The 23,714-nt window shown below is 65.5% G+C and carries 30 protein-coding genes; 19 read left to right on the top strand and 11 right to left on the bottom strand.

Annotation, left to right across the window (positions count from 1 at the left end; translation table 11 throughout):
- The first annotated feature begins 6 nt into the window (after positions 1–6).
- The 4 genes from BMX17_RS00970 to BMX17_RS00955 are packed head-to-tail and all read left to right on the top strand — an operon-like array spanning position 7 to position 3,544.
- Positions 7–1,521, top strand: coding sequence for a phytoene desaturase family protein (locus BMX17_RS00970; protein WP_092656709.1), 1,515 nt, complete (start codon positions 7–9; stop codon positions 1,519–1,521).
- Entirely contained in the window at positions 1,518–2,420 is a 903-nt protein-coding gene (locus BMX17_RS00965; protein WP_092656707.1) for a prenyltransferase, read from the top strand. Before BMX17_RS00970 ends, BMX17_RS00965 begins: the two co-directional genes overlap by 4 nt.
- Positions 2,410–3,264: a bisanhydrobacterioruberin hydratase gene (gene cruF, locus BMX17_RS00960; protein ID WP_092656705.1), complete on the top strand. Its 855-nt coding sequence runs from the start codon at positions 2,410–2,412 to the stop codon at positions 3,262–3,264. The genes BMX17_RS00965 and cruF overlap by 11 nt, the downstream gene beginning before the upstream one ends.
- Positions 3,265–3,316: 52 nt before the next feature.
- Complete coding sequence (locus BMX17_RS00955; RefSeq protein WP_092656703.1) at positions 3,317–3,544, top strand: DUF7860 family protein; 228 nt, start codon at positions 3,317–3,319, stop codon at positions 3,542–3,544.
- Between the two features lies 1 nt (position 3,545).
- Here BMX17_RS00955 and BMX17_RS00950 read toward each other — a convergent pair whose 3' ends face one another.
- Positions 3,546–4,502 carry a phytoene/squalene synthase family protein gene (locus tag BMX17_RS00950; RefSeq protein WP_092656701.1) on the bottom strand — a complete coding sequence of 319 codons (957 nt, stop codon included), beginning with the start codon at positions 4,500–4,502 and terminating at the stop codon, positions 3,546–3,548.
- 188 nt (positions 4,503–4,690) lie between these two features.
- Here BMX17_RS00950 and BMX17_RS00945 point away from each other — a divergent pair, with 188 nt between their 5' ends.
- From BMX17_RS00945 to BMX17_RS00930, 4 genes are all read left to right on the top strand, one after another.
- Positions 4,691–4,960 (top strand): DUF7553 family protein, encoded by a 270-nt coding sequence (locus tag BMX17_RS00945; RefSeq protein WP_092656699.1) that lies wholly within the window; start codon positions 4,691–4,693, stop codon positions 4,958–4,960.
- A 52-nt stretch (positions 4,961–5,012) separates the two neighbouring features.
- Positions 5,013–5,279, top strand: a complete 267-nt coding sequence (locus tag BMX17_RS00940) for a DUF7553 family protein (protein ID WP_092656697.1) — start codon at positions 5,013–5,015, stop codon at positions 5,277–5,279.
- 76 nt (positions 5,280–5,355) lie between these two features.
- Positions 5,356–5,898, top strand: a complete 543-nt coding sequence (locus tag BMX17_RS00935) for a hypothetical protein (protein ID WP_092656695.1) — start codon at positions 5,356–5,358, stop codon at positions 5,896–5,898.
- A 63-nt stretch (positions 5,899–5,961) separates the two neighbouring features.
- Positions 5,962–6,543: a hypothetical protein gene (locus BMX17_RS00930; RefSeq protein ID WP_092656693.1), complete on the top strand. Its 582-nt coding sequence runs from the start codon at positions 5,962–5,964 to the stop codon at positions 6,541–6,543.
- Between the two features lie 18 nt (positions 6,544–6,561).
- Here BMX17_RS00930 and BMX17_RS00925 read toward each other — a convergent pair whose 3' ends face one another.
- From BMX17_RS00925 to BMX17_RS00895, 6 genes are all read right to left on the bottom strand, one after another.
- Positions 6,562–7,092: a hypothetical protein gene (locus tag BMX17_RS00925; RefSeq protein WP_092656691.1), complete on the bottom strand. Its 531-nt coding sequence runs from the start codon at positions 7,090–7,092 to the stop codon at positions 6,562–6,564.
- A gap of 55 nt (positions 7,093–7,147) precedes the next feature.
- Positions 7,148–7,879, bottom strand: coding sequence for an SDR family NAD(P)-dependent oxidoreductase (locus BMX17_RS00920; protein ID WP_092656689.1), 732 nt, complete (start codon positions 7,877–7,879; stop codon positions 7,148–7,150).
- A 536-nt stretch (positions 7,880–8,415) separates the two neighbouring features.
- Positions 8,416–9,645 carry an ornithine cyclodeaminase, nickel-pincer nucleotide-dependent gene (locus BMX17_RS00910; RefSeq protein ID WP_092656685.1) on the bottom strand — a complete coding sequence of 410 codons (1,230 nt, stop codon included), beginning with the start codon at positions 9,643–9,645 and terminating at the stop codon, positions 8,416–8,418.
- A 73-nt stretch (positions 9,646–9,718) separates the two neighbouring features.
- Positions 9,719–10,117: a hypothetical protein gene (locus BMX17_RS00905; RefSeq protein ID WP_092656683.1), complete on the bottom strand. Its 399-nt coding sequence runs from the start codon at positions 10,115–10,117 to the stop codon at positions 9,719–9,721.
- An 88-nt stretch (positions 10,118–10,205) separates the two neighbouring features.
- Positions 10,206–12,710: a PAS domain S-box protein gene (locus tag BMX17_RS00900; protein WP_092656681.1), complete on the bottom strand. Its 2,505-nt coding sequence runs from the start codon at positions 12,708–12,710 to the stop codon at positions 10,206–10,208.
- A gap of 96 nt (positions 12,711–12,806) precedes the next feature.
- Positions 12,807–13,322 (bottom strand): gamma carbonic anhydrase family protein, encoded by a 516-nt coding sequence (locus tag BMX17_RS00895; RefSeq protein WP_092656679.1) that lies wholly within the window; start codon positions 13,320–13,322, stop codon positions 12,807–12,809.
- Between the two features lie 112 nt (positions 13,323–13,434).
- Between BMX17_RS00895 and BMX17_RS00890 the strand changes: the two genes are divergently transcribed.
- On the top strand, positions 13,435–14,154 hold the full coding sequence (locus tag BMX17_RS00890; protein WP_092656677.1) for a fumarylacetoacetate hydrolase family protein: 720 nt from the start codon (positions 13,435–13,437) through the stop codon (positions 14,152–14,154).
- Between the two features lie 18 nt (positions 14,155–14,172).
- On the opposite strand, the gene BMX17_RS00885 is transcribed toward BMX17_RS00890, so the two are convergent.
- The gene (locus BMX17_RS00885) at positions 14,173–14,616 is read right to left on the bottom strand and encodes a universal stress protein (RefSeq protein ID WP_092656675.1); all 444 of its coding nucleotides are present in this window, start codon (positions 14,614–14,616) and stop codon (positions 14,173–14,175) included.
- Between the two features lie 174 nt (positions 14,617–14,790).
- On the opposite strand from BMX17_RS00885, the gene BMX17_RS00880 reads away from it, so the two are divergent.
- The 3 genes from BMX17_RS00880 to BMX17_RS00870 all read left to right on the top strand — a co-directional run bounded on the left by BMX17_RS00880 (position 14,791) and on the right by BMX17_RS00870 (position 16,818).
- On the top strand, positions 14,791–15,042 hold the full coding sequence (locus BMX17_RS00880; protein ID WP_092656673.1) for an MTH865 family protein: 252 nt from the start codon (positions 14,791–14,793) through the stop codon (positions 15,040–15,042).
- A 102-nt stretch (positions 15,043–15,144) separates the two neighbouring features.
- On the top strand, positions 15,145–15,552 hold the full coding sequence (gene msrB / locus BMX17_RS00875; protein WP_092656671.1) for a peptide-methionine (R)-S-oxide reductase MsrB: 408 nt from the start codon (positions 15,145–15,147) through the stop codon (positions 15,550–15,552).
- A 60-nt stretch (positions 15,553–15,612) separates the two neighbouring features.
- Positions 15,613–16,818 carry a sensor histidine kinase gene (locus BMX17_RS00870; protein WP_092656669.1) on the top strand — a complete coding sequence of 402 codons (1,206 nt, stop codon included), beginning with the start codon at positions 15,613–15,615 and terminating at the stop codon, positions 16,816–16,818.
- Between the two features lie 94 nt (positions 16,819–16,912).
- On the opposite strand, the gene BMX17_RS00865 is transcribed toward BMX17_RS00870, so the two are convergent.
- Positions 16,913–17,107 (bottom strand): cold-shock protein, encoded by a 195-nt coding sequence (locus BMX17_RS00865; protein ID WP_077207119.1) that lies wholly within the window; start codon positions 17,105–17,107, stop codon positions 16,913–16,915.
- 262 nt (positions 17,108–17,369) lie between these two features.
- Between BMX17_RS00865 and BMX17_RS00860 the strand changes: the two genes are divergently transcribed.
- The 7 genes from BMX17_RS00860 (at position 17,370) to BMX17_RS00830 (ending at position 21,936) form a co-directional block, all read left to right on the top strand.
- The gene (locus tag BMX17_RS00860; protein WP_092656667.1) at positions 17,370–18,434 is read left to right on the top strand and encodes an amidohydrolase family protein; all 1,065 of its coding nucleotides are present in this window, start codon (positions 17,370–17,372) and stop codon (positions 18,432–18,434) included.
- On the top strand, positions 18,431–18,790 hold the full coding sequence (locus tag BMX17_RS00855; RefSeq protein WP_092656664.1) for a metal-sulfur cluster assembly factor: 360 nt from the start codon (positions 18,431–18,433) through the stop codon (positions 18,788–18,790). Before BMX17_RS00860 ends, BMX17_RS00855 begins: the two co-directional genes overlap by 4 nt.
- 75 nt (positions 18,791–18,865) lie before the next feature.
- Positions 18,866–19,516 carry a hypothetical protein gene (locus tag BMX17_RS00850; protein ID WP_092656662.1) on the top strand — a complete coding sequence of 217 codons (651 nt, stop codon included), beginning with the start codon at positions 18,866–18,868 and terminating at the stop codon, positions 19,514–19,516.
- Between the two features lie 86 nt (positions 19,517–19,602).
- Entirely contained in the window at positions 19,603–19,887 is a 285-nt protein-coding gene (locus tag BMX17_RS00845) for a translation initiation factor eIF-1A (protein ID WP_092656660.1), read from the top strand.
- 120 nt (positions 19,888–20,007) lie between these two features.
- Positions 20,008–20,631 (top strand): class I SAM-dependent methyltransferase, encoded by a 624-nt coding sequence (locus BMX17_RS00840; RefSeq protein WP_092656658.1) that lies wholly within the window; start codon positions 20,008–20,010, stop codon positions 20,629–20,631.
- A gap of 86 nt (positions 20,632–20,717) precedes the next feature.
- Positions 20,718–21,044 (top strand): DUF7967 family protein, encoded by a 327-nt coding sequence (locus BMX17_RS00835; RefSeq protein WP_092657120.1) that lies wholly within the window; start codon positions 20,718–20,720, stop codon positions 21,042–21,044.
- Positions 21,045–21,711: 667 nt separating this feature from the next.
- Positions 21,712–21,936, top strand: a complete 225-nt coding sequence (locus BMX17_RS00830) for a hypothetical protein (RefSeq protein ID WP_092656656.1) — start codon at positions 21,712–21,714, stop codon at positions 21,934–21,936.
- 86 nt (positions 21,937–22,022) lie between these two features.
- Here the strand turns inward: BMX17_RS00830 and BMX17_RS00825 are convergent, their stop codons facing one another.
- On the bottom strand, positions 22,023–22,364 hold the full coding sequence (locus BMX17_RS00825) for a glycerophosphodiester phosphodiesterase family protein (RefSeq protein ID WP_092656654.1): 342 nt from the start codon (positions 22,362–22,364) through the stop codon (positions 22,023–22,025).
- A 207-nt stretch (positions 22,365–22,571) separates the two neighbouring features.
- Entirely contained in the window at positions 22,572–23,606 is a 1,035-nt protein-coding gene (locus BMX17_RS00820) for a deoxyhypusine synthase (protein WP_092656652.1), read from the bottom strand.
- Positions 23,607–23,714 lie beyond the last annotated feature (108 nt).

The following is a 23,714-nucleotide window of genomic DNA, read 5'->3' as shown; positions in this document are numbered from 1 at the left end:
TTGCCAATGAGTTCGCTCGCTGGAACGACCATCGATATCGTCGGCGGTGGGTTCGGGGGACTGTCGACCGCGTGCTATCTCGCCGACGCCGGTGCGGACGTGCGCGTGCTCGAAAAGAACGAGCAACTGGGCGGCCGTGCCAGCCGACTCGAAGTCGACGGCTTCCGCTTCGATATGGGTCCCTCGTGGTACCTCATGCCCGACGTGTTCGAGCGCTTCTTCGGCCACTTCGGGAAGTCCACCGACGATTACTACGACCTCGAACGGCTGGATCCACACTACCGGATCTTCTTCAAGGACGGTGATCGGGTCGACGTATCCGCCGACCGCGCCGAGGTCCGGGAACTGTTCGCCGAGTACGAGACCGGCGGCGGCGAGGCCTTCGACGCCTACCTCGAGGAGAGCGAGTCCAATTACGAACTCGCCATGGAGAACTTCGTCTACGAGGACCGCCCCCGCCTCCGGGACTGGGTGGATCTGGACGTGATGAAAGCGGCCCCGGTCGGGCTGAAACTCCTCGGAAATATGCAGGGCCACGTCGAGAAGTACTTCGAGAACCCAAAGCTCCAGCAGATCATGCAGTACACGCTGGTCTTCCTCGGCGGTGCGCCCCACAACACGCCGGCGCTGTACAACATGATGAGCCACGTCGACTTCAACCTCGGCGTCCACTACCCCGTCGGCAAGGACGGTCGGGACAACGGCCTCGGCGCGGTCGTCGACGCCGTGGTCGACCTGGGCGCGGAACTCGGCGTCGAGTACGTCACCGACGCTCCGGTCGCCGAGATCACCCGCCGGAAGGAGGGCTTTCTCGTCGCCACCGAGGACGGCACCGAGTACCACCCCGACTTCGTGGTGAGCGACGCCGACTACGCCCACACCGAGCAGGAACTCCTGCCCGAACACGAGCGACAGTACGACGAAGACTACTGGGAGTCAAAGACCTACGCACCTTCCGCCTTCCTGCTCTACATGGGAATCGAGGGCGACGTGGACGAACTTGCCCACCACACGCTCGTCCTCCCCGAGGACTGGGACCCCCACTTCGAGCAGATTTTCGACGAGCCGACCTGGCCCGACGATCCGGCCTACTACATCTGTGTCCCCTCCGAGACCGACGAGACCACGGTGCCCGAGGGCGACACCGACGCCTACAGTAACCTGTTCGTCCTGGTGCCCATCGCGCCCGGACTGGACGACGACGAGGCGACCCGTCAGCGCTACCGCGAGAAAGTCCTGACCGACATCGCCGAGAACACCGGGGTCGACCTCCGGGATCGGATCGCCTTCGAGAAACAGTTCTCGGTGTCGGACTTCGGCGAGCGGTACAACTCCATCCAGGGGACGGCGCTGGGTCTGGCCCACACCCTGCGACAGACCTCGCTCCTGCGCCCGCCCCACCGGTCCTCGGCCGTCGACGGGCTCTACTTCACGGGCTCGTTCACGACCCCCGGCATCGGCGTCCCGATGTGTCTCATCAGCGGCCAACACACCGCGAACGCCGTCATCGACGACAGATGAGCGACAACGCCGTCCGAACCCGTCTCGAATCGGTCGCCGGCTACCTCCCCTCCGAGGAGACGCGGCTGGGCTATCTGTTCTGGCTCTCCCGGCCCCGGTTCTGGCTCTACCTCGGCGGCCCCGTCATCGTCGGCGCGACCTTCGCCGCCGACAGCGTGGCCGAACTGTTCGCTCCCATCGCTGTCCTCCTGCTCGCGTACTTCACTATCCCTGCGAACGTCTTCCTCTACGGCGTCAACGACGCCTTCGACGCCGACGTCGACGAGGAGAATCCGAAGAAAGACGACAAGGAGGTGCGCTATCGCGACGACATCTGGGTCATCATGGCCGTCGCCCTGAGCGGCGCGCTCGGCGGGATGTTCATCTTCCTGTTGCCATCCGCCGGGACGCAGGTGCTGGCGCTGTGGTTCCTGCTGGCCGTCGAGTACAGCGCGCCACCGCTTCGGTTCAAGACCACACCGTTGCTCGATTCGATCTCGAACGGGCTGTACATCCTCCCCGGGGTGATCGCGTTCACCGCTGTCGCCGGCGAGTTACCGCCCCTGCTGGCGATCGCTGGCGGCTGGCTCTGGACGATGGGGATGCACACCTTCTCGGCCATCCCGGACATCGAACCCGATCGCGAGGCCGGCATCCGAACCACTGCCACGGTGCTGGGCAAGCGACGGACCTACTACTACTGTGCGGCCTGCTGGTTGGCGGCCGCGGTCGCCTTCGCGGGCGTCCACTGGCTGTTCACCGCCCTCCTGCTGGCCTACCCCGTGCTGGTGTTCGGTATCGCCTTCTCCGGAATCGACGTCGACGACGCCTACTGGTGGTACCCCGCCATCAACACCCTGATCGGCATGACGATGACAATGGGCGGTCTCTGGGTCCTCCTGTTCGGCTATGGCGGTTGAGACGCCTACGCGGGCGGCTGTCGAGGCCCGGCTGGACCGTCTGGTCCGGGACAACCGCTTCACCATCGCCGTCTTCTTCCCCGCCGTCGGCGCGGTCATGTTGCTCGCCAGCGCCGAGGCCCTCTTTCCCGCCCCGATCAACTTCAACCCCTATCTGGTCCTCTTCGGGACCTTCGTGATGCGCCTGCCGCTGATCGCCGGCGTCGCGCCGCTGGTCGATCGCCGGGCCGCCGTCGCTCTGCTCGCGTTGACGGCGTACTCCTACGGCATCGAGTACGTCGGGGTGACCACCGGCTGGCCCTACGGCTTCTTCGAGTACGGCGTCGAACTCGGGCCGATGCTTTTAGACACCGTGCCGCTGGGCCTCCCGATCTTCTTCTTCCCGCTGGTGCTGAACAGCTACCTGCTCTGTCTGCTCTTGCTCGGTGATCGGGCGAGCCGCTGGGCGATCCGGCTGCCGGCAGTCATCGCGACCGTCCTGCTGGTCGATCTGGTGCTGGATCCCGGCGCGGTGGCGCTGGGCTTCTGGGCCTACGACGGCGGCGGTGCCTACTACGGCGTCCCGTGGTCGAACTATCTGGGCTGGGTCCTCTCGGCCACCGTGGCCGTGGCCCTCTTCGACATCGCGTTCGACTGGACGGAACTGGTCGCTCGCGTCCAGTCGTGTGCGTTCATGCTCGACGATCTGGTGAGCTTCGTGATCCTCTGGGGCCTCATCAATGCCTACTTCGGCAACTGGGTGCCCGTGGCGCTCGCCGGCCTGTTTTTCGCCGGCCTCGTGAAGATCGAGCGGTTCGACTTCCGGGTCCTGCGAACGGTCCCCGGCCGCTCCGGTCGGTGGTGAGGGTCGGAGCGGGACCGAAAGAAATTCAACACTCAGTATCGGTTCCTCGAATATGTCACAGACCGCGTCGATAGACTACCAGACGTACGCCAAACGGGGCTTTTTCCTCGGCCTCGCCCTCCTCCTGATCGGCGTCGTCGGCTCCGTCGTCGGCCACGCCTTCTTCGAACCGCTCCCCGCCTGGGAGAACACCCTGTTCGTCGGTGCCGAGTTCGCCGGCCTGCTCATCGGGTTTTTCTCGCCCATCCTGTTCGGCATCGTCCTCCCGCTGATCGAGTGAGCTACTGGGTGGGGGTCCACTCGGGCGGTTCCGGCCCGGGCGAGGGGGTCGGCGCGTCCCCGATGGTCGAGACGCGCTCGAACACCGCCTCGGGGTCCTTGTTCCAGTGCCAGTGCCAGCGCGTCTTGGCGATCAGCCAGAGCTTTCGCGTCGTCGAGAGACTCGGCGTCTCCGAGAGCACGTCGTAGTCCCGTTCCCGGATCAGCCGGTGGTGGTCGGCGTACAGCACCGCTGCCAGCAGGACGGCGAACTGGCAGTCCTCGGGCAGGTACTTGATCCCGGCGACCCCCTCGCGGTAGAGCTTCTCGGCCCGGGCCATCTCGTGGATCATCGCTGATCGGAACCCGTCGTTCATCTCCAGATTCTCGATCTCGGATTCGGTGACCCCGTACTGCTGTAGCGTCTCCCGTGGCAGGTAGATCCGGTCGCGGTCGACGATATCCTCGCGCACGTCTCGCAGGAAATTCGAGAGCTGGAACGCCTCCCCGAGCGCCCTGGCGTGGGGTCGCGCTACCGCCGGGTCCTCGACGTCCATGATTCCGGTCATCATGTACCCGACCGCCGACGCCGAGCCGCGCATATAGGCTTCGAGTTCGTCGTAGGTCTCGTAGCGGCTCTTGTCGATGTCGGTGGCCATCGCGTCCACGAACAACTCCACGTCCCCTTCTGTGATGTCGGACTCGCGGCGCACGTCGTCGAACGCCTGGAGGACCGGGTCGTCGGTCTCGCGGCGACCCAGCGCCGCCTCGCGGAACTGCTCCAGGCGCTCGCGTTGCTCGGTGGGCGTGAGGTCGTTGTCCTCGTCGTCGACGACCTCGTCCGCGATCCGGAAGAACGCGTACAGGACGTAGGTCTTGTGCCGGATCCGCTCGGGCAACAACCGCGTCGCGTAGTAGAACGTCTTACCCGTCCGCCGGTGGATCTGCCGGCTCTCCTCGAGTGAGTCGTTCGTTACCATTCTCTGATCGTTCGTATAGTTCGGAAGACGGCGCGCTCGCTGGGGGGACGGCAGTGGGAATCGTACACGTGCTTATATGTACGGGCCGGACTGGTTTAACGACGGTACCTTACTGGTTGGTACCAGACACATTTCGTCCCGTATCCGTTCGGAAAGTGTTTTTGCCGACGTTGGTCGAAGGGATACCTATGGCTCGACAACAACTCGAAACCGCGGCGACGAATCTCCGGACAGCAAGCGACGCGACGGCCGACGAGGCGAGCGACCGTCTCGACGACCTGGCCGACCAGCTCCACGACCTCGCGACGCGGGACTCGGGTCCCGATCACGGCCGCCTGGCACGCATCCAGTCCGCGCTGGCCGACCTCGACGACGAGGTGGGTGCCGACGCCGCTGACGCTATCGACGACGCCGACGACGCCATCAACGCCTACCGCGAGACCATCGAGGGCGTCTAAGTCCCGCAACTTCTTTGCTCGTGCCTGACGGATCCCTCTGGTAGAGGGGAGTATGCGACACGAACTGACGGGGATCTCGAAAGCACATCGCCAGCTGTTGCTCGCATCGGAACTGACCGTCGACCGCGCCCTGGCCGAACGGCTGGCCGATCTGGCCCATCAGGTCGGCGACCTGTCAGCCGACAGCCCGAACCACGAGGCCATCCGGACCATCGAAACGCAACTCCGCACCGTGGGCCGCGACTCGCACCCCGACGTGCGCGCCGCTATCGGTCGTGCCCGGACACTGTTGACACCCTACAGCGAATCGGCCGACTGAGACCGCGCGCCGGTCGCGGCACCGCCGATCTGGCTATCCGGGGGACTTTTGTACTCGCGACGAACTACCCGCGCTCATGTCCGAGGGTGACGAGGGGATCACGGGCCGTGACCGCGAGGAGATCGCCGAGCGGGTGCGGGCCGTCATCGCCGCCGAACTGGGGGACGACGAGGCAGCACAGATCGCACGGAGCGTCGCCCGCGTCATCAGCGAGTACGTCGAACGAGAGGACGACGCCGAGCAACTGGTCGCCGCCGTCGGCGACGAGATCGTCGACAAACTCGAGGGCGAGACGGCCGACGAGGTCGTCGAGGCCGTCGCCGATATCGTGATGGACAACCTGCCTGGCCTCAGACACTCGGTCGTGATCCGCCAGTCGGTGCGCCGGATCGTCAGACGGCTCACCAGCGGTCGCTCGGAGGCGATCGTCCAGCAGGTCGGCGACGAGATCGTCGCGATCCTGATCGAGAACGGCCACGCCGAGGCGCTGGTCGATGCCTCGCTCGAAATCGCCATCGAGGCCGCCATCGAGGGCGGCTACGCCGAGGAGTTGATCCAGGAGATCTTCGACGACGGCGTCACACAGATCATCGAGGAAGACGGAGCCGAGACCGCCTGACGGCTGCTACCCCCTCACATATGCGCGGGAACATTTTTGTTCGCCTCTCTCTCGCCCGTACACATGGGGGACACGTATCAGATCGAGTTCGACGGCACGGAACGACACGGCGTCGCCGACACGATCAAGGCGGGGATCGGCGATCAACTGGACGACGACGAGATGGTCGAAGCGGTCGGCGCGCTGATCGCCGCGCGCATTCACGATGCCGACGACGACGACGCCGTCGTCTCGGCAGTGGGGGACCGCATCGTTCATCACCTCGTCGAGGGTGGCCATTCCGACGCTATCGTCCAAGAGGTCGCCGACATCGTCATGGACGAACTCCCTTTCGGCGGGATGTTGATCAAACGCGCGGTCAGGCGTATCGTGAAGGGGTTGATGGGGCGCTCGGATCGGGTCGTCGAGGGCGTCGGTGACGTGATCGTCGAGAAACTGATCGAGGGCGGGCACGCCGACGACCTCGTGGCGGAGACCGTCGTCTACGTCGTTCAGCGCGCCATCGCGGAGGGGTACGCCGACGATCTCGTCGAGGGAACGCTGGTGGCCGGCCTCGACAACCTCGAAGCACACGACGGGATCGACCCCATCGCCGAGGCCGTCGAGACTGAGTATTCCGCCGACGCGTCGGTCTCGGCGGACTGAGAACGGCGACCGACCCGTTCAGGAGTTAGCCGACCCACGGCCGAGCAGGCGGTCCGCCAGACTCCCGAGTGACTTCATCGCGACGTTGACGTACAGGCCCACCAGAAAGGAGAGCCCGGCCGCGTACTGCTGGCCCGACCCGCCGCTCGTGAAGGCGGTCCCGGCCACGAACAGCAGGTAGATGCCTGCCGCCAGCACCCACGCCGCCGGAATCCGGAGGGCCATCTCGGCCAGTTCCTCGATCTCGTCGTACTCGTCGTAAGCCTCGACGTTCGTCATCAGCTTGGTGAACACGTACCCCAGCGCGCCCAGCGACGCGTAGAGGTAGACGTACGGCGGGACGATCACCGCCCCGTCCGACGCCGTGAGCCACCCCTCGACCGGGACGAAACCCGCCGAGAGCACGATCCCGACGAGCGTCAGCGCCGTGAGCGCACCGATCAGTAGCCAGTTACCCGACGACCACCCGTCGACCGCCCCGGCCCCCTCCGCCGTACTCGTCCCGGTTCCGGTCCCCGTCTCCGAAGATTGGGCGTCCGCGTTCCCCATAATCGAACCGACGCAGGCGCTCGAAATAAGTGTGGGTGCCAGTGCTCGAACGGTATCAGAGCCGGTCTTCCCACTCCTGGACCGGCATCGACTCGCCGGTGATGCCGTCCGGGCCCTGTGCGAGCAGGCTCGTCGCGGCGTCGTTCATCACGTCGGGGTCGAGAATCCCGTCCCGTTCGGCCTCGGGCAGGTGGTCCCAGAAGCCGGTCTCGACCCGCCCGCCCGGGTCGAGTGCGTTGACGTTGATCCCGTGGTCGTCGAGTTCCTGGGCCTGGGTTCGGGTCATCCCCTCCAGTGCCCACTTCGAGGCGACGTACGGGCCCCACCGTGCCGATCCGCGGCGACCCAGACCCGACGAGACGTTGAGGACGTTCCCGCGACCGGCCTCGATCAGTTCCGGGACGGCGTACTTCGAGAACAGGAAGACGCCGGTGACGTTCACGTCCAAAATCCGCCGGAAGTCCGCGGTGTCGACCTCGTGGAGGACACTGCCCTCGCCGTACATATTCAGGAGGCCGATGCCGGCGTTGTTCACCAGTCCAGTGACCGACCCGTGTTCCTCGGCCGTCGCCTCCACGACGGCCCGGACTGCGTCCTCGTCGGTCACGTCGGCGGGGGCGACGAGTATCTCGCCCTCGGCGTCGTCGGCGACCGCCTCCAGCTCCGACTCGCTGCGTGCGGTCACCGTGACGGCCGCGCCCTCGCGAGCGAACCGCTTCGCCATCGACGCGCCGAGTCCGCGGCTCGCCCCGGTCACGATTATCACCTCGTCTTCGAGTGTCGGCATAGTCAGCGTACTACTGCGATGGCCTAAAAAGGCGGGCGTCCCGTGGCGCCACCACTTCTCCTCGGTCAACAGCGCCCGGACAGCGGTCTACACGGAAAAGCCCACTCGCGGGATAGTTCCCCGTCGACGTGGCGATAGAGAGATACGAACCGTGCCGGATCCTCACGCCTCGGTTCTGGTGAACACGAAATCGCTCAACCCGAGAACGATGATAGCACCGACCAGCGTCGCTGCGAGGCCAAACACCGTTCCGGGAATGCTCAGCAACCAGGACGGGTCCGCCCACGAAGATGGTGTCTGGAGGAGCGTTCCGACGGACGACGCAAACATCGTGACCCCCAGCACGAACGGGGGGAGACCCATCATTCGCGGGTTCCGCATACCCTCGGATCCAGTCGGCGTCGGAAGTGGCTGTATATGTGCTATCCATACCGTCTGGGGCGGGAAAGCGCGTCTATTGGGGGGTATATATCCCCGCTCGTTCGGGTGGTTCACTACACTCACCTCCGCTCGCTTCCGGTGGCCGCTCGCGGCAACTACTCCTCGTCCAGCACCTCCTCCGCCAGAAGCGGCACGAACGTTCCGATGTCGGTGACCATCCCGACGGCCTGCGCGCTCCCACGGTCGAGCAACTGCGTCACGGTCGCGGGGTTGATGTCGACACAGACGACCCGGGTCGTCGAGGGCAGGCAGTTACCCACGGCGACGGAGTGGAGCATGGTCGAGAGCATGAGTACCATGTCAGCCTCGTGAGCCTGCTCGCGGATGGCGTCCTGTGCCTCCACGGCGTCGGTGATCGTGTCGGGTAATGGGCCGTCGTCGCGGATCGACCCCGCCAGTACGAACGGCCGGTCGTTGTCGACGCACTCGTACATGACGCCGGACTCGATCGTGCCGCTCTCGACGGCTTCCTCGATGCCGCCCTCCCGGATTACCTCCGAGATTGTGTAGATGTGGTGTTTGTGGCCCTTCCGGGGGTGATCCAGGCTCTCAGTGTCCATCCCGAGCGAGGTGCCGTAGAGGTCTCGCTCGATGTCGTGGACGGCGAACCCGTTGCCCGCGGAGATCATGTCGATGTAGCCCTCCCGGACCAGGCGGGCGAGGTCCTCCCGAGCGCCGGAGTGGATCAGCGCGGGGCCACAGACGGCCAGCACCTTCCCGCCCTCGCTTTTGGTCTCCTCGATGGCCTCGGCGATGTTGGCGATGGTCGTCTCGGAGGGTCGCTCGGAGGAGACACCGCCCTGCATGAACCCGAAGGCACCCTCGGAACCGCGGGGTCGTTCGGGCGGGCTGACGCGGATGCCCGCCTCACCGGTGACGATCAGGTCGCCCTCCTCGACGGCGTTGAGGACCTTGGTGTAGGCGTACGGATTCTCCCCGTCCTCCACCACCACGGCACAGTCCATCTCGATGTCCTCGACGTCGATCCACTCGCCGTCGTAGCGGATCTCGGTGGGGTGGTTGGTCGTCGAGTAGAAGCCCTTGGGGACGACCTGATCGGCCGGGGCGGGTTCGAGGTGGGCGTCGTTGGGGTCGGCCGGGTTGGCCCCGTTCTGGTGGAGTTCGTGGACGATGGACTGGAGTTGCTCCTCGTCGTCGGCGCTCACGAGCAGTTTCGCGTAGGAGCGTTCGTCCTCGTGCCGGCCGATGTCGAACTCTTCGACCTCGAAGGAGCCGCCCATATCCATGATGACGCCGAAACACGTCTGCATCATCCCCGAGTCGATGATGTGTCCCTGCAACTCGACTTCACGGGAGACAGTCATGGTCGAGCAATGGATACCCGGTGACAAGTCGATTACGTGTCCGCAGTTGTCCGGGCCGGAACGCCTCCCGCCGTCACCCCTCTCCCGCGCTCTCGACACGCCGGCTCACGTCCCACTCGACGCCGTCGGCGCTATCCTGAAGCCGGTCGAAGAACTGCCGGAGCCCGCCCGACTCCGTCGCGGGCAGGACGTGCAACCGGATGGTCCCGTCCCGGACGCTGATCCGGAACACGTCACCGGTCCCCTCGTCGTGGACCAGATACAGCGGCATCGGCAGGTCGAACCAGTCGCCGTAGGTGTACCCCTCGCCGTCGAGGACGCCCTCGACGACCCCGCGGAGCCAGGCGTCCTCCCGTTCGGAGTCGGGGGCGAGCGAGAACGTCGTGCCGCCCTCGTACTCGACGCCACCACCCCGCGGGTAGCGCCGCTTCGGGCGACTCGGGATGGCGAAGGGGTCGTCCTCGACTGTCATGCCGCGCTCACCTCCCTCTACGTCGCCTTCCGTTTTAAGTACGTGGCCGGGACGGCGGTCCAGTGATCGACGGTCGGGCGACGACGGGTCACCGGACGCCGGCCCGATCCGGTTCGTCGTCGAGGGGTGGACGGGCGCTGTCGAGGACGAGGCGGACGACGCTGCCGCCCTCCTCGGGCGTCTCGAAGACGACCTCGCCGCCGGAATCGCGCGTGATCCAGGCGACCAGCCACAACCCGAGTCCGCTGGCGTGGTCCAGCGGCGTCTCGCTGCCTTTCCCGACGATGCGTCGCTCCTTCTCGGGGATACCCGGGCCGTCGTCGGCCACGGTCACGGTCACCGCGTCCTCGTCGGCCGACACCGACACCTGAATCAGGGGTTGCTCGGTGTGTTCGACGCTGTTCTCGATGAGGTTCTCGACGGCCGTGTCGATCAGCGGCGTCGCCTCGACCCAGGCGTGGGCGGGCAGGTCCGTCTCGAAGGTCGCGTCGGGGTACTGGTCGCGGAACCGCGCGACCTGTGTCGCCAGTAACTCCCCGAGGTCGATCGGCTTGCGTGTCTGTTCGTGATTCGCCAGGGTCTGTTCGATCTCGCGGGCCTTCTCGCTCAGACTGTTGATCCCCTCGGCCCGGTCGACGATGGTGTCGAGTTTCTCCCGTGTCCGTGCATCGGAGACGGTCCGCGCGACGAGTTCGGCGTTGGCCATGATGACGTGCATACTGTTGCGCAGGTCGTGCCGGAGCGCCCGGTTGAGGACGGTCAACCGCCGCTCCCGTTCCTTGCGGTCGGTCACGTCCCGGAGGACGCCGACCGAACCCCGAAATTCGCCGTCCTCGTCGGTCAGGAGGGCGACGTGATTCTCGCTCGGGATCGGCTCGCCGTCGACCGGTTCCAGATCCATGTCGTAGATCCCCTTGGTCTGCTCGCTGGTGAGCAGATCGCGGATCAGGTCCTGTCCGCGCTCGATGTCGCGCTCGTCCATACAGATCGAGACGTGCGCACCGACGAGGTCGTCCGCGGGCAGGCCGATGGTCTCACAGGCGGTGTCGTTGAGCGCGACGAACCGCCCGTCCTCGTCGATGGCGTAGACGCCATCGGGGACTGCGTTGAGCATCTCCTCGTACAGCTCCAGTTCCCGCTCGCGCTCCTTGCGGGCGGCGATGTCCCGGACGATGGCCATCTCGCCCCGCTCGCCCTGGTACTGGACGAACGTCGTGCTGACTTCCACCGGCACCCGCTCGCCGTCGAGCGTCTCCAGTTCGATCTCGTAGCGGCCGGTTTCGGTCTCGTCGCCCAGCCGCTGTTCGTAGTTGCGCCGAACGACGCCGTGGTCCGCTGGGGCGATCAGGTCGAACACGTTCGTCCCCTCGATCTCCGTGCGGGTACCGCCGACCAGCGCCGCCAACTGCTCGTTGACGAACTGGAGGCGTCCCTGCTGTGTGATCGCGATGCCGTCGTTGGCCTCGGTCAACAGCGTCGAGTAGAGCTGTTCCTGTTCCTTCCGGTCGGAAACGTCCCGGACGATGCCGGCCGTCCCCCGGAACTCGCCGTCCTCGGTCAGTGTGGCGATGTGGACCTCACACGGGATCGTCTCGCCGTCCCTGTCGGGGAGTTCCGTCTCGAAGGTCGCGCTGTCTCGGTCGGGATCGGAACGGAGGTTCTCGAGGACCTCCCTGCCCTGGGCCTCTACGTCGTCGGGAACAATCTTCGAGGGATCCTCGCCGATCAACTCCTCGGCCGACGAGCCGGTCCGGGACTCGTGGGCCTCGTTCGCGAAGGTGAACCGGCCGTCCTCGTCGAGCGCGAACACCATGTCGTCGACGGCCTCGACGATGGTCTCGTACATCCGGAGCTCACGCTCGCGCTCCTCGCGGTCGGTCACGTCCCGGATGCTGATCACCGTGCCGCCGACTGCGGGGTCGTCCACGAAGCTCTGCCCCCGGCTCTCGACCCAGCGCCACCCGCCGTCCGCGTGTTCGGCGCGGTACACTGCGTCGACGGTGTCGTCGGGATTCGCCAGACTGCTCGCGAGTGTGTCGAGTACGTCGTCGCAGTCTTCCGGGTGGACGATTTCGGTGCCGCGCCGCCCGACGAGTTCGGAGGGGGCGTATCCCAGAATCCGCTCGACACTGGGGCTGATGTACCGGATCGTCGCGTCCGGATCGATGATCGCGATGGCGTCGGTCGCCTGTTCGACCAGTTTGCGGTAGCGCCGCTGTTCGGTGCTGACCGTCTCGATGGCCGCGAGGACGCGCTCCCAGAGGTCGGCCACGCCGGTGATCGTCCCCGCCGGGACGTACTCGTCGACGCCGGCAGAGACCGCGTCCCGGGCCAGGTCGTCGTTGCCCGATTCGGGCACGAGGACGAACGCCACGTCGTCGAACCGCCGCCTGACCGTCCGGCAGAGATCGACGCCCGTGCCGTCGGCCAGCTCCACCTCGCTGACGACACAGACGACATCTCTGAGTCGGTCGATAGCGTCCGTCAGCGTCTCGACGCACTCGACGCTCGTCGCGTCGCCACTCTCCCCCTGCAACGACGACGCCCGGGCACTGTCGGTCCCGACGTACAGCACGACCCGACCCTCCTTCATGCGATGTCACCACATACCGGAGTTTCGCACAAAAACCTGTGGCCGAGTTCGTCTCTCGAAGGCCGCTACCGGTCGATCACGGGGCGGCAGGGCCGCCTACCCGAAGAGGTCCTCGTGGCGCTGGGCCAGGTTCGTGTAGTCACCGGAACTGTACGCCTCGAAGACGGCGTCGGGATCGATGGTCGTCTCCGAGAGTGGTGTGACCGATGCCGGCATCCCGCGGACGAACGAGTGGGCCGGGACCTCGTACCCCTCGGGAACCACAGTGCCGGAAGCGACGATGCTCCCCTCACCGATGACCGACTCCGTTACTGTCGAGTTGAAGCCGACGAGCGCGCCGTCATCGACGATCGTTTCGTTCAGCACCGCGCCGTGGCCGACCATCACCTGCTCGCCGACCGTCGATCCGTGGAGGACGGCGTTGTCCCCGACGTGAGACTGCGCGCCGACCCGGACCGGCCCCACGTCCCCGCGCAAGACGACGCCGGGCCAGACGCTGGCGTCGGCCGCGACCGTCACGTCCCCGACGGCCGTCGCCTCGCGACTCACACTGGCCGTCTCGTCGATTGCTGGTCGCTCCCCCTCGAACGCGTACTGGCGACTGTCCGCCATGGTGTGTTACTCGGCCCCATTCGTTATATTCCCGGCGGCGGCCCGGACCCCGGCGGTGGGGGATCGGCCGAGACCGGGAGCGGTAAATGCGCGGGGGGAAAACCCCCGGCCGATGAAACTCGCACGTGCTGACACACCCGACGGAGTGGTCGAGGGCGAATACGTCGACGGCGTGATCGAGACCGACGACGCGACCTACGGAGTAGGCGACGAGGCGACGCTACTCGCACCCTGTGATCCCGACGCGTTGTTCTGCGTGGGCCGAAACTTCGGCGAGAAGGTCGACCAGATGGACTACGACATCCCCGACGTGCCGGACTGGTTCATCAAACCGCCACACAGTCTCCACCCGCCCGAACAGCCGATCCCCTACCCCGAGTGGACCGCGGAACTGACATACGCGGGGGAACTCGCCGCCGTGATCGACGAGCCCTGTCACGATATCGACGAGGACGAGGTCGACGACGTACTCCGTGGCTACACCATCCTCAACGACATGGACGCGCTCGACCAGGAACGCCGGACCGCGCGCAAGGCCTTCGACGGCTCCGGGCCGCTCGGGCCGTGGATCGAGACCGACTACGAGCCCGTCGGTAAGGAGATGGAGACCCACATCAACGGGGAGCGCCGCCAGCACGACAACACCGAGAATATGTTCAACAAACCCCGCGAGACCGTCGCCTTCCTCAGCGAGCGGTACACCTTCCGTCCGGGCGACGTGATCTCCTTCGGGTCGCCTGCCAACCCCGGCCTGGTCGAACCCGGCGACGAGGTCGAGATCCGCTACGAGGGCATCGGCACCCTCGAAAACACGATCGGCGAGAAACAGTAGCAGCGCTGTCCGGCCCCCTCACTCCTCGCCGTCGCCGATGTCGACTACGAGTGTCGGGCGGCCGACGTTCTCGACGACGCGTTCGGTGACACTGCCAAGCGATGCCAGCCGGTCCCGGCCGGTCCGGCCGTGAGTCCCCATCACGAGCAGGTCGGCCTCGATCTCCTCGGCGTAGCTCATGATCTCGGTGTGTGGGATCCCCTCCCGGCGCTCGCCGACGACTTCGACGCCTTCGTTCGCGCCGGCAGTCTCCGCTGCGTCCAGCGCCGCGTCGCCCTCCTCCTCCAGCGTGGCGATCACGTCGTCCTGCGTGTCCTCGTCGGCCGCGAGGAAGAGCCGGCGGTCGACGACGTACAGCGCGTGGACCGTCGCGTCGTTGTCGGCCGCGATGTGGAAGGCGTGATCGAGTGTCTCGTCGGTTCCGCTGCTGCCGTCGGTCGGTACGAGTATGCGATCGTACATATCGACGCCGTTCTCCGGCCTCGCACTTGAATTACCGGTCCAGTCCCAGCCCCCGAGAGGCGTGTGACACAACTTCACGCAACAAAGTAAGAGTTTACACTGTTAGCCCGTGAGGAGCCATTTCTTCACGAAAGAACCACCAATTTTAGTAAGGAGGGTTACGACAAGGAGTATATGGTCGACAAAGACGACCTGCGAGAGCAGCTGATCGACGGCTTCGAAGGCGCAGATTTCCCGGTCAACAGCCCGATGGACCTCGTTCCGGCGCTGCCGAACGGTCCGTCCACCACGTTCGAGTCCGGTGACGTGAGCTTCACCGCCATGGAGCTCAACCAGAAGGGCGGCGGCGGGGACTTCCCCTACGACGACGTCGAGACCCTCGTCGACGACATCCTCGAAGGTCTCGAAGACGAAGGCTACATCTAACGCCCGCAAACCGACCGCGATTTTTTGACGACCCGACCGACCAGCGACGCGTCGGTCCAGTGGGGCAGAACCGGTATCAACGTCCAGCCCCTACCCGTTGGTATGTCACAGGACGCCGAGCGTGACCTGCCCGAGACCGACGCGGAGTGGCGCGAGGTCCTCGACGACGACGAGTATCGCATCCTCCGGGAAGCCGGGACGGAACCGAAGTTCAGCGGCGAGTACGTCGACCAGAAAGCAGACGGCGCCTACGTCTGTGCCGGGTGTGGGACGGAACTGTTCGATTCGGACACGAAGTTCGAGTCCGGGTCCGGGTGGCCGAGCTTCTACGACGCCGCGGGCGACAACGTCGAGACGCGACTGGACACGAGTCACGGAATGTCCCGGACGGAAGTGATCTGTGCCACCTGCGAGGGCCACCTCGGCCACGTGTTCGAGGACGGACCGGACCCGACGGGGAAACGGTACTGCATCAATTCGGCCGCGCTGGACTTCGACCCGTCGGAGTAGTCACCGCGATACCTGTCCGAGTAGTATATCTTATAAGTGATGATACACTGACCTTGCCGTGTGGTCGTCGCGGATCGGTCCGGGGACAACGGGGGGATGTCCGACTCCGATTCCGGCGTCGCCAGCCGCGTGGCCGACGCCGTTCGGGCGCGTGTCGAGCGACTCGTAACGTCGACGCGAGGTGGCCCCGCTGTCGTCGGTGCCATCGGGGTCGCGCTGTTCCTGATCACCCTGCTCAACTTCTTCCGGGAACTCCGACAGTTCGGGTTCGGATGGCCACAGGTCGCGGCGGTCCTGCTGGGCGCGTGGCTGTCGGCCGTCATCGTCTACGGGGCGATCTACCTCCAGGGGACGCCGTACACGTCCCGACAGCGCTGGCAGGTCGCGGCGGCCGCGCTGGCCGGCATCGGCTTCGTCTACCTCGTCATGTACTTCACCGTCTTCGTCCGCCCCTCGGTCGGCTTGCGCCTCGGCGGGCCGACGATCCAGTTGCTCGCCAGCGCCCACGCCGGTGCCGTCGCCGGCTACCTGATCGGCCTCCTCTACGTCAAGGCTCGACGGGACGCCCAGCAGGCCCGTCAGGTCGGGCAACAACTGGAGTTCATGCACTCCATTCTCCGGCACGACGTGCTCAACAGTATGACCGTGGTCCGGGCCCGTGCCGAACACCTCGATCAGCAACTCGACGGGCAACATCAGGAATCGCTAGATGCCATCCACAACCAGACCGAGAGCGTCATCAACCTCTCACAGCGGGCGCGAGCGACGGTCAACGCGCTGGCGGCCGACGCGGACGTGACGCCCGAACCGGTCGACCTCTCGGCGGTGCTTCGTGAGGAGGTGGCGACCGTCCGCTCGACCTACGACACCCTCAGCGTGACTGCCGACGTGCCCGACGACGTGGTCGTGCAGGCTGACGAGATGCTGCCCGCGGTCTTCGGCAATCTGCTTTCCAACGCCGTCCAGCACAACGACGCCGACGACCGGCGCATTCACATCGCCGTCCGTGTCGGTGCCGAGTCGGTCGAGGTCCGCGTCCGCGACAACGGCCCCGGCGTCCCCGACCCGGAGAAAGAAGCGGTGTTCGAGCAGGGCTACAGCTCCAGTGGCGGCGGCTTCGGCCTGTTTTTCGTCCGCACGATGATCGACCACTACGGCGGGTCGATCCACATCGAGAACAACCAGCCGCGGGGCTCCGTGTTCGTCGTCTCGCTCCCGCGGGCCGAACAGGGCTCGACGAGCCCGTTCGCCGGCGTCGGTGTCTAGAACTCTGAGTGAGCGTCGGAGCCGCCGCTCGAACTAAAGCGTCGAAAGAAGTGATAAAACGATGTGTCGCCGTGTGGCGACAGTACGAAACGAGTTACGTCCGAACGACGTTCGACGCGCGCGGGCCCTTCTCGGCCTGCTCGATGTCGAACTCGATCTCGGTCCCCTCGGTGAGGTCCTCGCCGCCAACGTCCTCCATGTGGAAGAAAACGTCCTCGTCCGCGTCCTCTGTGTCAATAAAGCCGTAACCGCCTGTGTCGTTGAAGAAATCAACCTTACCGTTTGCCATTGCAACCAAACGAACGCCGAGTACACGGATAAGGGTTCCGCATCTGTTTTCTAAATTTACTGTTTTCCATACGAATGGTGGGACAAAAACTCGTCTGGTGGATGAACGGAGGCATATGGTCGGTTCTGCGGTGAGAGATGTTCGATCCGCCACAACGAACCGAAAATCCCGGGGGATCGATAGTTCTCGATGACCGGCCGGTTTAGTAGCCCTCACGCTTCGCGGGGAGCGCTTAACGGGACTAGCTGTGTTACCTTCGGTCATGACATCTCTGGACGACGTGTTCGTCGCCGACGCGGTCTCACACGCGTACAACCTGCACCCGTCGAACTACGCCATCGAGCGGTACGCCCAGCCCGTGGTCGACCTGATGACTGGCCAGGAGAAGGCGATGCCGGATGGCTACCAGCGGACCGAGGAGTCGTTCCTGACCGACTGGGACCCCCAGGTGACCGCGAATATGCTCTTTCGCGAGAGCCAGGTCGACTTCACCGTCTTTCACCCCCAGTCGATCACCATCTTCGAGGACGGCCTGACCGCCCTGGAGAAAGGCGAGCGGTTCGTCTCCGAGCATCCGGATCGGAGCGCTCCGCTCGCCAGCGTCGACATCATCGGCATGGACGACCCGGGTGCAGAACTCGAACGGCAGGTCGAGCGGTTCGGGGCCCACGGCGTGAAGGTGTACCCCTCCTACTGGAGCGACGACGGCCACCACGGGTTCCAGATGGACGACCCCGAGCAGGCGTTCCCGCTCTGGGAGCGGGCCGCCGACCTGGACCTCGACGTGATCGCGGTCCACAAGGCCGTCCCGTTCGGGAACGTCCCCCTCGACCCCTACCGCGTCGAGGACGTGAAAGAGGCCGCCGCCAGTTTCCCCGACCTCAACTTCGAGATCGTCCACGGCGGGTTCATCCTCGCCGAGGAGACCGGCTACCGGATCGCCGAACACGACAACGTCTACGTCAACCTCGAGATTACCGCGGCCGACGCCGCCACCCGGCCCGACGCCTTCGTCGAGACGATGGAGAATCTCCTCTACGCCGGCGGGAAGGAGGCCACCGACAAGATCATGTGGGGCTGTGGGACGCCCCAGTACCACCCGCGACTCCTGCTGGAATCGTTCTGGAACCTCGACTTCCCGGAGATGGACTCCCGTGACGGCAAGTTCACGATCACCGAAGACGACAAACGCAAGATGGTCGGCGCGAACCTCGCGGAGGCCCACGGGTTCGACGTGGACGAACTGCAGGACAGCATCGGCGACGACGAGTATTCGGGGGATCTCGAAGAACCCTACTCGACGACGCCGTTCGAGGTGGTGGCGTGACGACCGAAGCCCGTGTCCGCGAGGCACTCCGGGAGATCGTCGATCCCTGCACCGCCGCGACCGGCTCGAACCTCGACGTGGTCGAGATGGGTCTGGTCGAGGCCGTCGAGGTGGCCGACGGCGAGGTTCGGGTCGCGTTCCGGCTGACGACGCCGGCCTGCCACATGGTGCCGTACTTCATAGAGGAGATCGAGTCCCGCGTCGAACCCATGGCGGGCGTCGAATCGGTCACCGTCGACACGGACAATGGAATGCAGTGGACGCCGGACATGATGACCGACGCCGCCCGGGAACGGCGACAGGCGACGCTAGAGGGATACGAGGCTTACTACGGCGAGGAAGCCTCGGCGGAGTGAGTGTTGGGGGCGTCTTCCCCAACCGAGCGTCCGCGGACGAGATAGGCTTATTTTGGCTCGCGCTCTCGGGAGAGCATGGACGAATCGAGCGGGCCTCGGTTCACGCGCCGGCACGCGCTGACCGGGCTCGCCGTCGGGGCGCTGGCCGGGTGTACGAGCGCCGACACCGCCGACGAGGGCGCGGCGGGCGGCACGCACACGGGCGACGGGTCAGGCGGCGACCTGCCGGACGGGACCGACGCCGGCACGAGTCTCGCCGGGGGTTGCGGGAGCGTCTTCGGCGACACCGACGAGCGCTACACCGGCCCGGTCGCGGTGGCCACCTTCGGTATCCCGATGGGTGGGACCGTCGATTACGCGGACGAGAGCGAGTCGGGGACGGTTCTGGCCGTCGGGTATCCGGGAGCGGTCGATGACCAGTACCACTCCCTGCTGACGGTGGCACAGCGTGGCCCGTACGGTGGCGATCCAGATCGCGGCGCGATCTCCCTGGAGCAGGATCGCTACGCGGACGGCGGGACCGTCAGCTACGACGGGAGCGAGCGCACGGTGGCGGTCCTCCGGTACGAGGGCGGGGAGATCAAACTGTTCGGCGTCGCGGGACCCGATGGGGTCTACGAACTCGAAGCGAAAGCCACCGTCTCGGGCGGCGACCCCTGCCCCGAGGCGTACACGTACGTCACGGATCGAGTCGTCCGGTCGTTCCGGCCCGCTTACGGCCGCTAGAGACGGGTTCCGTCCGGCGAAACGGTCGTGGTACACGCTATCGCATCTTCCGGATCACTTTAATGTGTTCGGTTCGTATTTAAACTGTGAGTGAAGAAACAGGGCGACGGAATCTCCGAATGCCCAACGACGACGAGCTGTTCGCGGTCGTGACAGAACACAACGGTGGGAACCACGTCCGCGTGCAGTGTGAAGACGGTGAAAACCGCATGGGCCGGATCCCCGGCCGCATGAAATACCGGACCTGGATCAACGAGGGCGACGTGGTCCTCGTCGAACCCTGGGACTGGCAGGACGAGAAGGCCAACATCGAGTGGCGGTACGACAGTCAGGACGCCGATCAGCTCCGCGCTGAAGGCCACATCCAGTAGATTTCTACCATCCCGTATCTGGACGCTCGCTGCCCGTAGCGACAGCTCTCGTGACCGCTCGCGACCCGCAGGCGCTCGCGACTCCGACGAGGCTATACGTGTGCGCAGTCGTTGGTACGTGTGGATTCTAACGAGGTTCGCCGACAGTGGGCAGACCGCTCGGGCGAGTACTCCCCGGAGTACTACGCCTACTACGGCCCGGACGAGACCAGCGAGACGATTCGGGCCATCTTCGAGGACCACCTCGATCGGGACGCCCGCGTGCTGGAACTGGGCTGTAGCTCCGGCCGACACCTCGCACACCTCGCCGAGCACGGCTTCGAGAACCTCGCGGGCATCGAGATCAACGCCGAGGCCTTCGAGACGATGGACGACACCTACCCCGATCTCGCGGCCGACGGCACCTTCTACTGTGACGCCATCGAGGACGTGATCACGGAGTTCCCGGACGATCGCTTCGACGCCGTCTTCTCCGTCGAGACGCTCCAGCACATCCACCCCGACGCCGACTGGGTGTTCGCCGAACTCGCCCGGATCACGGCCGACCTGCTGGTCACCGTCGAGAACGAAGGCGACGAGGGCGACGAGGCCGACGTGAACTACGTCCACGACGACTTCCCGCTGTACTACCGGGACTGGAATCGCGTGTTCACCGACCGTGGATTCGAGCAGATCGACGCCAACCCGGGCGAGCGCGACACCGTTCGCGCCTTCCGCGCGCCCGACACACCGACCGACACCTGAGTCTCTGTCCGACTCCCCGCGGTCCGTTTTTCACCTGCTGGGAACCCCCGCCGGTGTACAAGTTCGTCCATCGCCGACGGACCGGTATGAGCATCGACGACACCCGCGCCGAGGGCGACGACGCGACCGACGGGGACGAACCGACCGAACAGGTCTGGATGGTCGAGCGGACGTTCTCGGCGGACTCGCCACACATCCTCGTCGTGATCTACGCGACGCCGGACGGCTCGCGGTACCTCCAGAAAGAGCGCGCGTTCAACCGTTTCGGCTCCACACCGGGGCCGGAGGTGACCGCGGCGATCACCGTCCCCGCCGACCGGCTGGAACCCGTCGAGGATCCCGGGGATCGGGACCGCTACGCGTCGGAAGCCGCGCGGATGGCCGACCGGCACGACCCCGACGAGGCGGTCTGATCGGGCATCGATTTCGATGGCCACAAGCAATAGACCCGCCGTCCGGTGGCAGAAACATCGTAATGTGAACGCACAGCCGACGGGTCGATTTGCGCTCGCGGTCACTTCTGGGGGCACGTCTATGAGGCCCCGTCTCGAAACGTGACGGCACGCGTGTTTCGACCCAGCAACCCACCATCGACTCGTCCGGGGAACCCATGAGCGAGCGCGTGTCGACAGGAGTTCGGTCCGGACCATCGACGGCGTCAGGGAACGAACCATGCACTGGTTCGTTCTCGGCGGGAATCGCATCGCAGTCGCGGGAATTCTCGTCGGGCTCGTCGTGGCCGTCTTTTTCCTGTCGCTGTTGTGAAACAGGTCGTTGATATCTCATTTTGCGTTTCTGGGACAGATATCGGCTGCTGTCTGAATCGGTTACGATGGTGTTCAGAGATGGGTTCTGTGACCAGGTCCAAACATCAAAACCGAACGACAGCGCGCCATCAACAATGAACTACGTAAGAGCGTCGTTCCTGTTCTCCAGTTGATCGAACTCGTTCGCGGGTCTTGGGTAGGAGTTCGTCCACCGGTTTTCTTTTGGGAGATAACTGAGTTTGACTCGGGGTCTCCTCGCGCTTGGAGGGTGCACGGACAAACTGATTGAAGAATTGGCGCGCTATCTCTGTTCATGAGCGACACTGCGGACGGGTTCGGCTTCGATGCGAAGCAGTTGCTGAACGAAGGGAAGACACATTCCTTACGGGAACGGATGCGAGAATTCGTTTCGGAACACGACTCCGACGTACCCCTCGAAGAGCTTCGCGAAGCGGTCTCCGACGGGAAGCAGGTTTCGGATATCGTGATCGACGATCGAGACGAACGGGTACCAGTAAAGGGGCCTCGGCACTCATAGGGTTCGTCACGGCCGGGTCGTCAGGCCGGCTCGGAACCGCGGCTTCGTCATCGGCCGGGCGAAGGTACAGCGGCCACCCCTTTGACTCACGCGATGTCCCAGCGGTCGGCGGTGACGCCGTCGACGCCGGCGGCCCGCAGGTTGGCGATCTCCTCGCGGGTCTTGGCGGCTTTCCAGGCGATCACGTCCAGTCCCTCGCGGTGGGCCGCCTCGACCACGTCGGGGTTGATCTCCTCGATAGCGGCGTCGAGTCCAGCCGCCGACGCGATGGGCTGGTTAGCCGACACCAGATTTCCGCCGCCGGCTACGTCGTCCGCGTCGTCGGCATCCAGCCACAGTACCGCGGAGTCGTCGGTGAGGTGTGTGTCGATGGCGGCGAACGTTTTCCGCATGAACTGCCGGTCGAAGGTGTACAGGACGGTGACCATGGTGACGGTGATACCGCGGATAGCTGTCCGTCGATGCGCCCACTGTAGCCGGACGTACCGCAATGGGACCTACATATGCTACCATAGTCATTAATTTTTTCGCGTGATTAGTTGGAAACCAAAACATGGCAAGGGGACAGAATCGAGTCGTACGGACCCAGCAGCCGGCAGCCGAGCGGCGAGATGGGGTGACCGATCCGGAGCCGATCAGTCGGCGACCCGCTCGCGGGCTGCGGCGACCAGCAGCGGGAGCGTGATCGTCGCGTCGGCGTAGACGGAGACGTTGCGGGCCGCTGTTTCCAGTTTCCCCCACGAGCGGGCCTCGTCGAGGGTCGCACCCGAGAGGCCGCCGGTCTGGGGCGGGTCCATCGTCAACTGGACCGCCAGGTCGTAGGCGTCGGGCGCGACCAGCATCGTCTGGAGGGTGTAGTTCTTCGGAACGCCGCCGCCGACGACCAGCGCCCCCGTCCGGTCGGCGTCGAAGGCCTGGTCGGTGAGCGTGTCCATGTCCGCCAGCGCGTCCAGCGAGAAGTCGGAGGTCTGGTTGTACATCCAGGCCTGGAGGCCCAGCACCGAGTCCTGGACTGCCGGGCAGTAGATCGGCACGTCGTTCTCGTATGCCGCCGCGGCGATACCTGGATCCTCGTCGACTCCCTCGCGCTCGTTGACCGCGGCGTTGGCCTCGCCGAGTTTCTCGGTCAGTCGCTGGATACCGACGGTGCCCTCCTCGGCCAGCGGCGGGAACACCTCCTCGCGGAGGTGGGACTCGAACAGTGCGAAGTGCTCCTGGGGAAGATAGACGTTGTAGATCCGGTCGACGCCCTCCTCGCGCAACTGCTCGTCGTGTTCGCGCTCGTGTTCTTCGTCGGGCACCGTTCCGTGGTGGTGTTTGCCGCCGATCCCTTCGATGGTGTCGTGGGTGAGGTTCGCCCCGGTGGTCACCAGCGCGTCGACGTGCCCGTCACGGATCAGGTCCGAGACGATCCGACGCATCCCGCTGGGGACCATCGCGCCCGCCAGCCCCATCACGACCGTCACGTCGTCGGCGAGCATCTCCGCGTAGATGTCGACGGCCTCGTGCATATCGGCCGCCCCGACGCCCGCCTCGCCGTACTCGTCGGCCAGTTCGCCCACGGTCATGCCCGCCCGCGCCTCGGCGTGGCCGATGGGGTCGTGGTCGAAGGCCTCGCGTGGTGGCTGTTCGTGCCCTGTCTCGTCGTCTGCGCTCCCGTCGTCGCTCATTGCCCCTCTCTGACCGCCCGAGGCGCTTCAACTCCGCGGTTGTCGTCGGCCCGCCGGTCCTCTCCGGATTCCTTTCGAGTCCGACGTATCGGGCGGCTTTTCGTATCA

The sequence above is a fragment of the Halorientalis persicus genome (assembly GCF_900110215.1).
Taxonomy (GTDB): Archaea; Halobacteriota; Halobacteria; order Halobacteriales; family Haloarculaceae; genus Halorientalis; species Halorientalis persica.
Note: the sequence above shows the minus strand (reverse complement) of the source record. Positions and strands in the feature narration are given on the sequence as shown.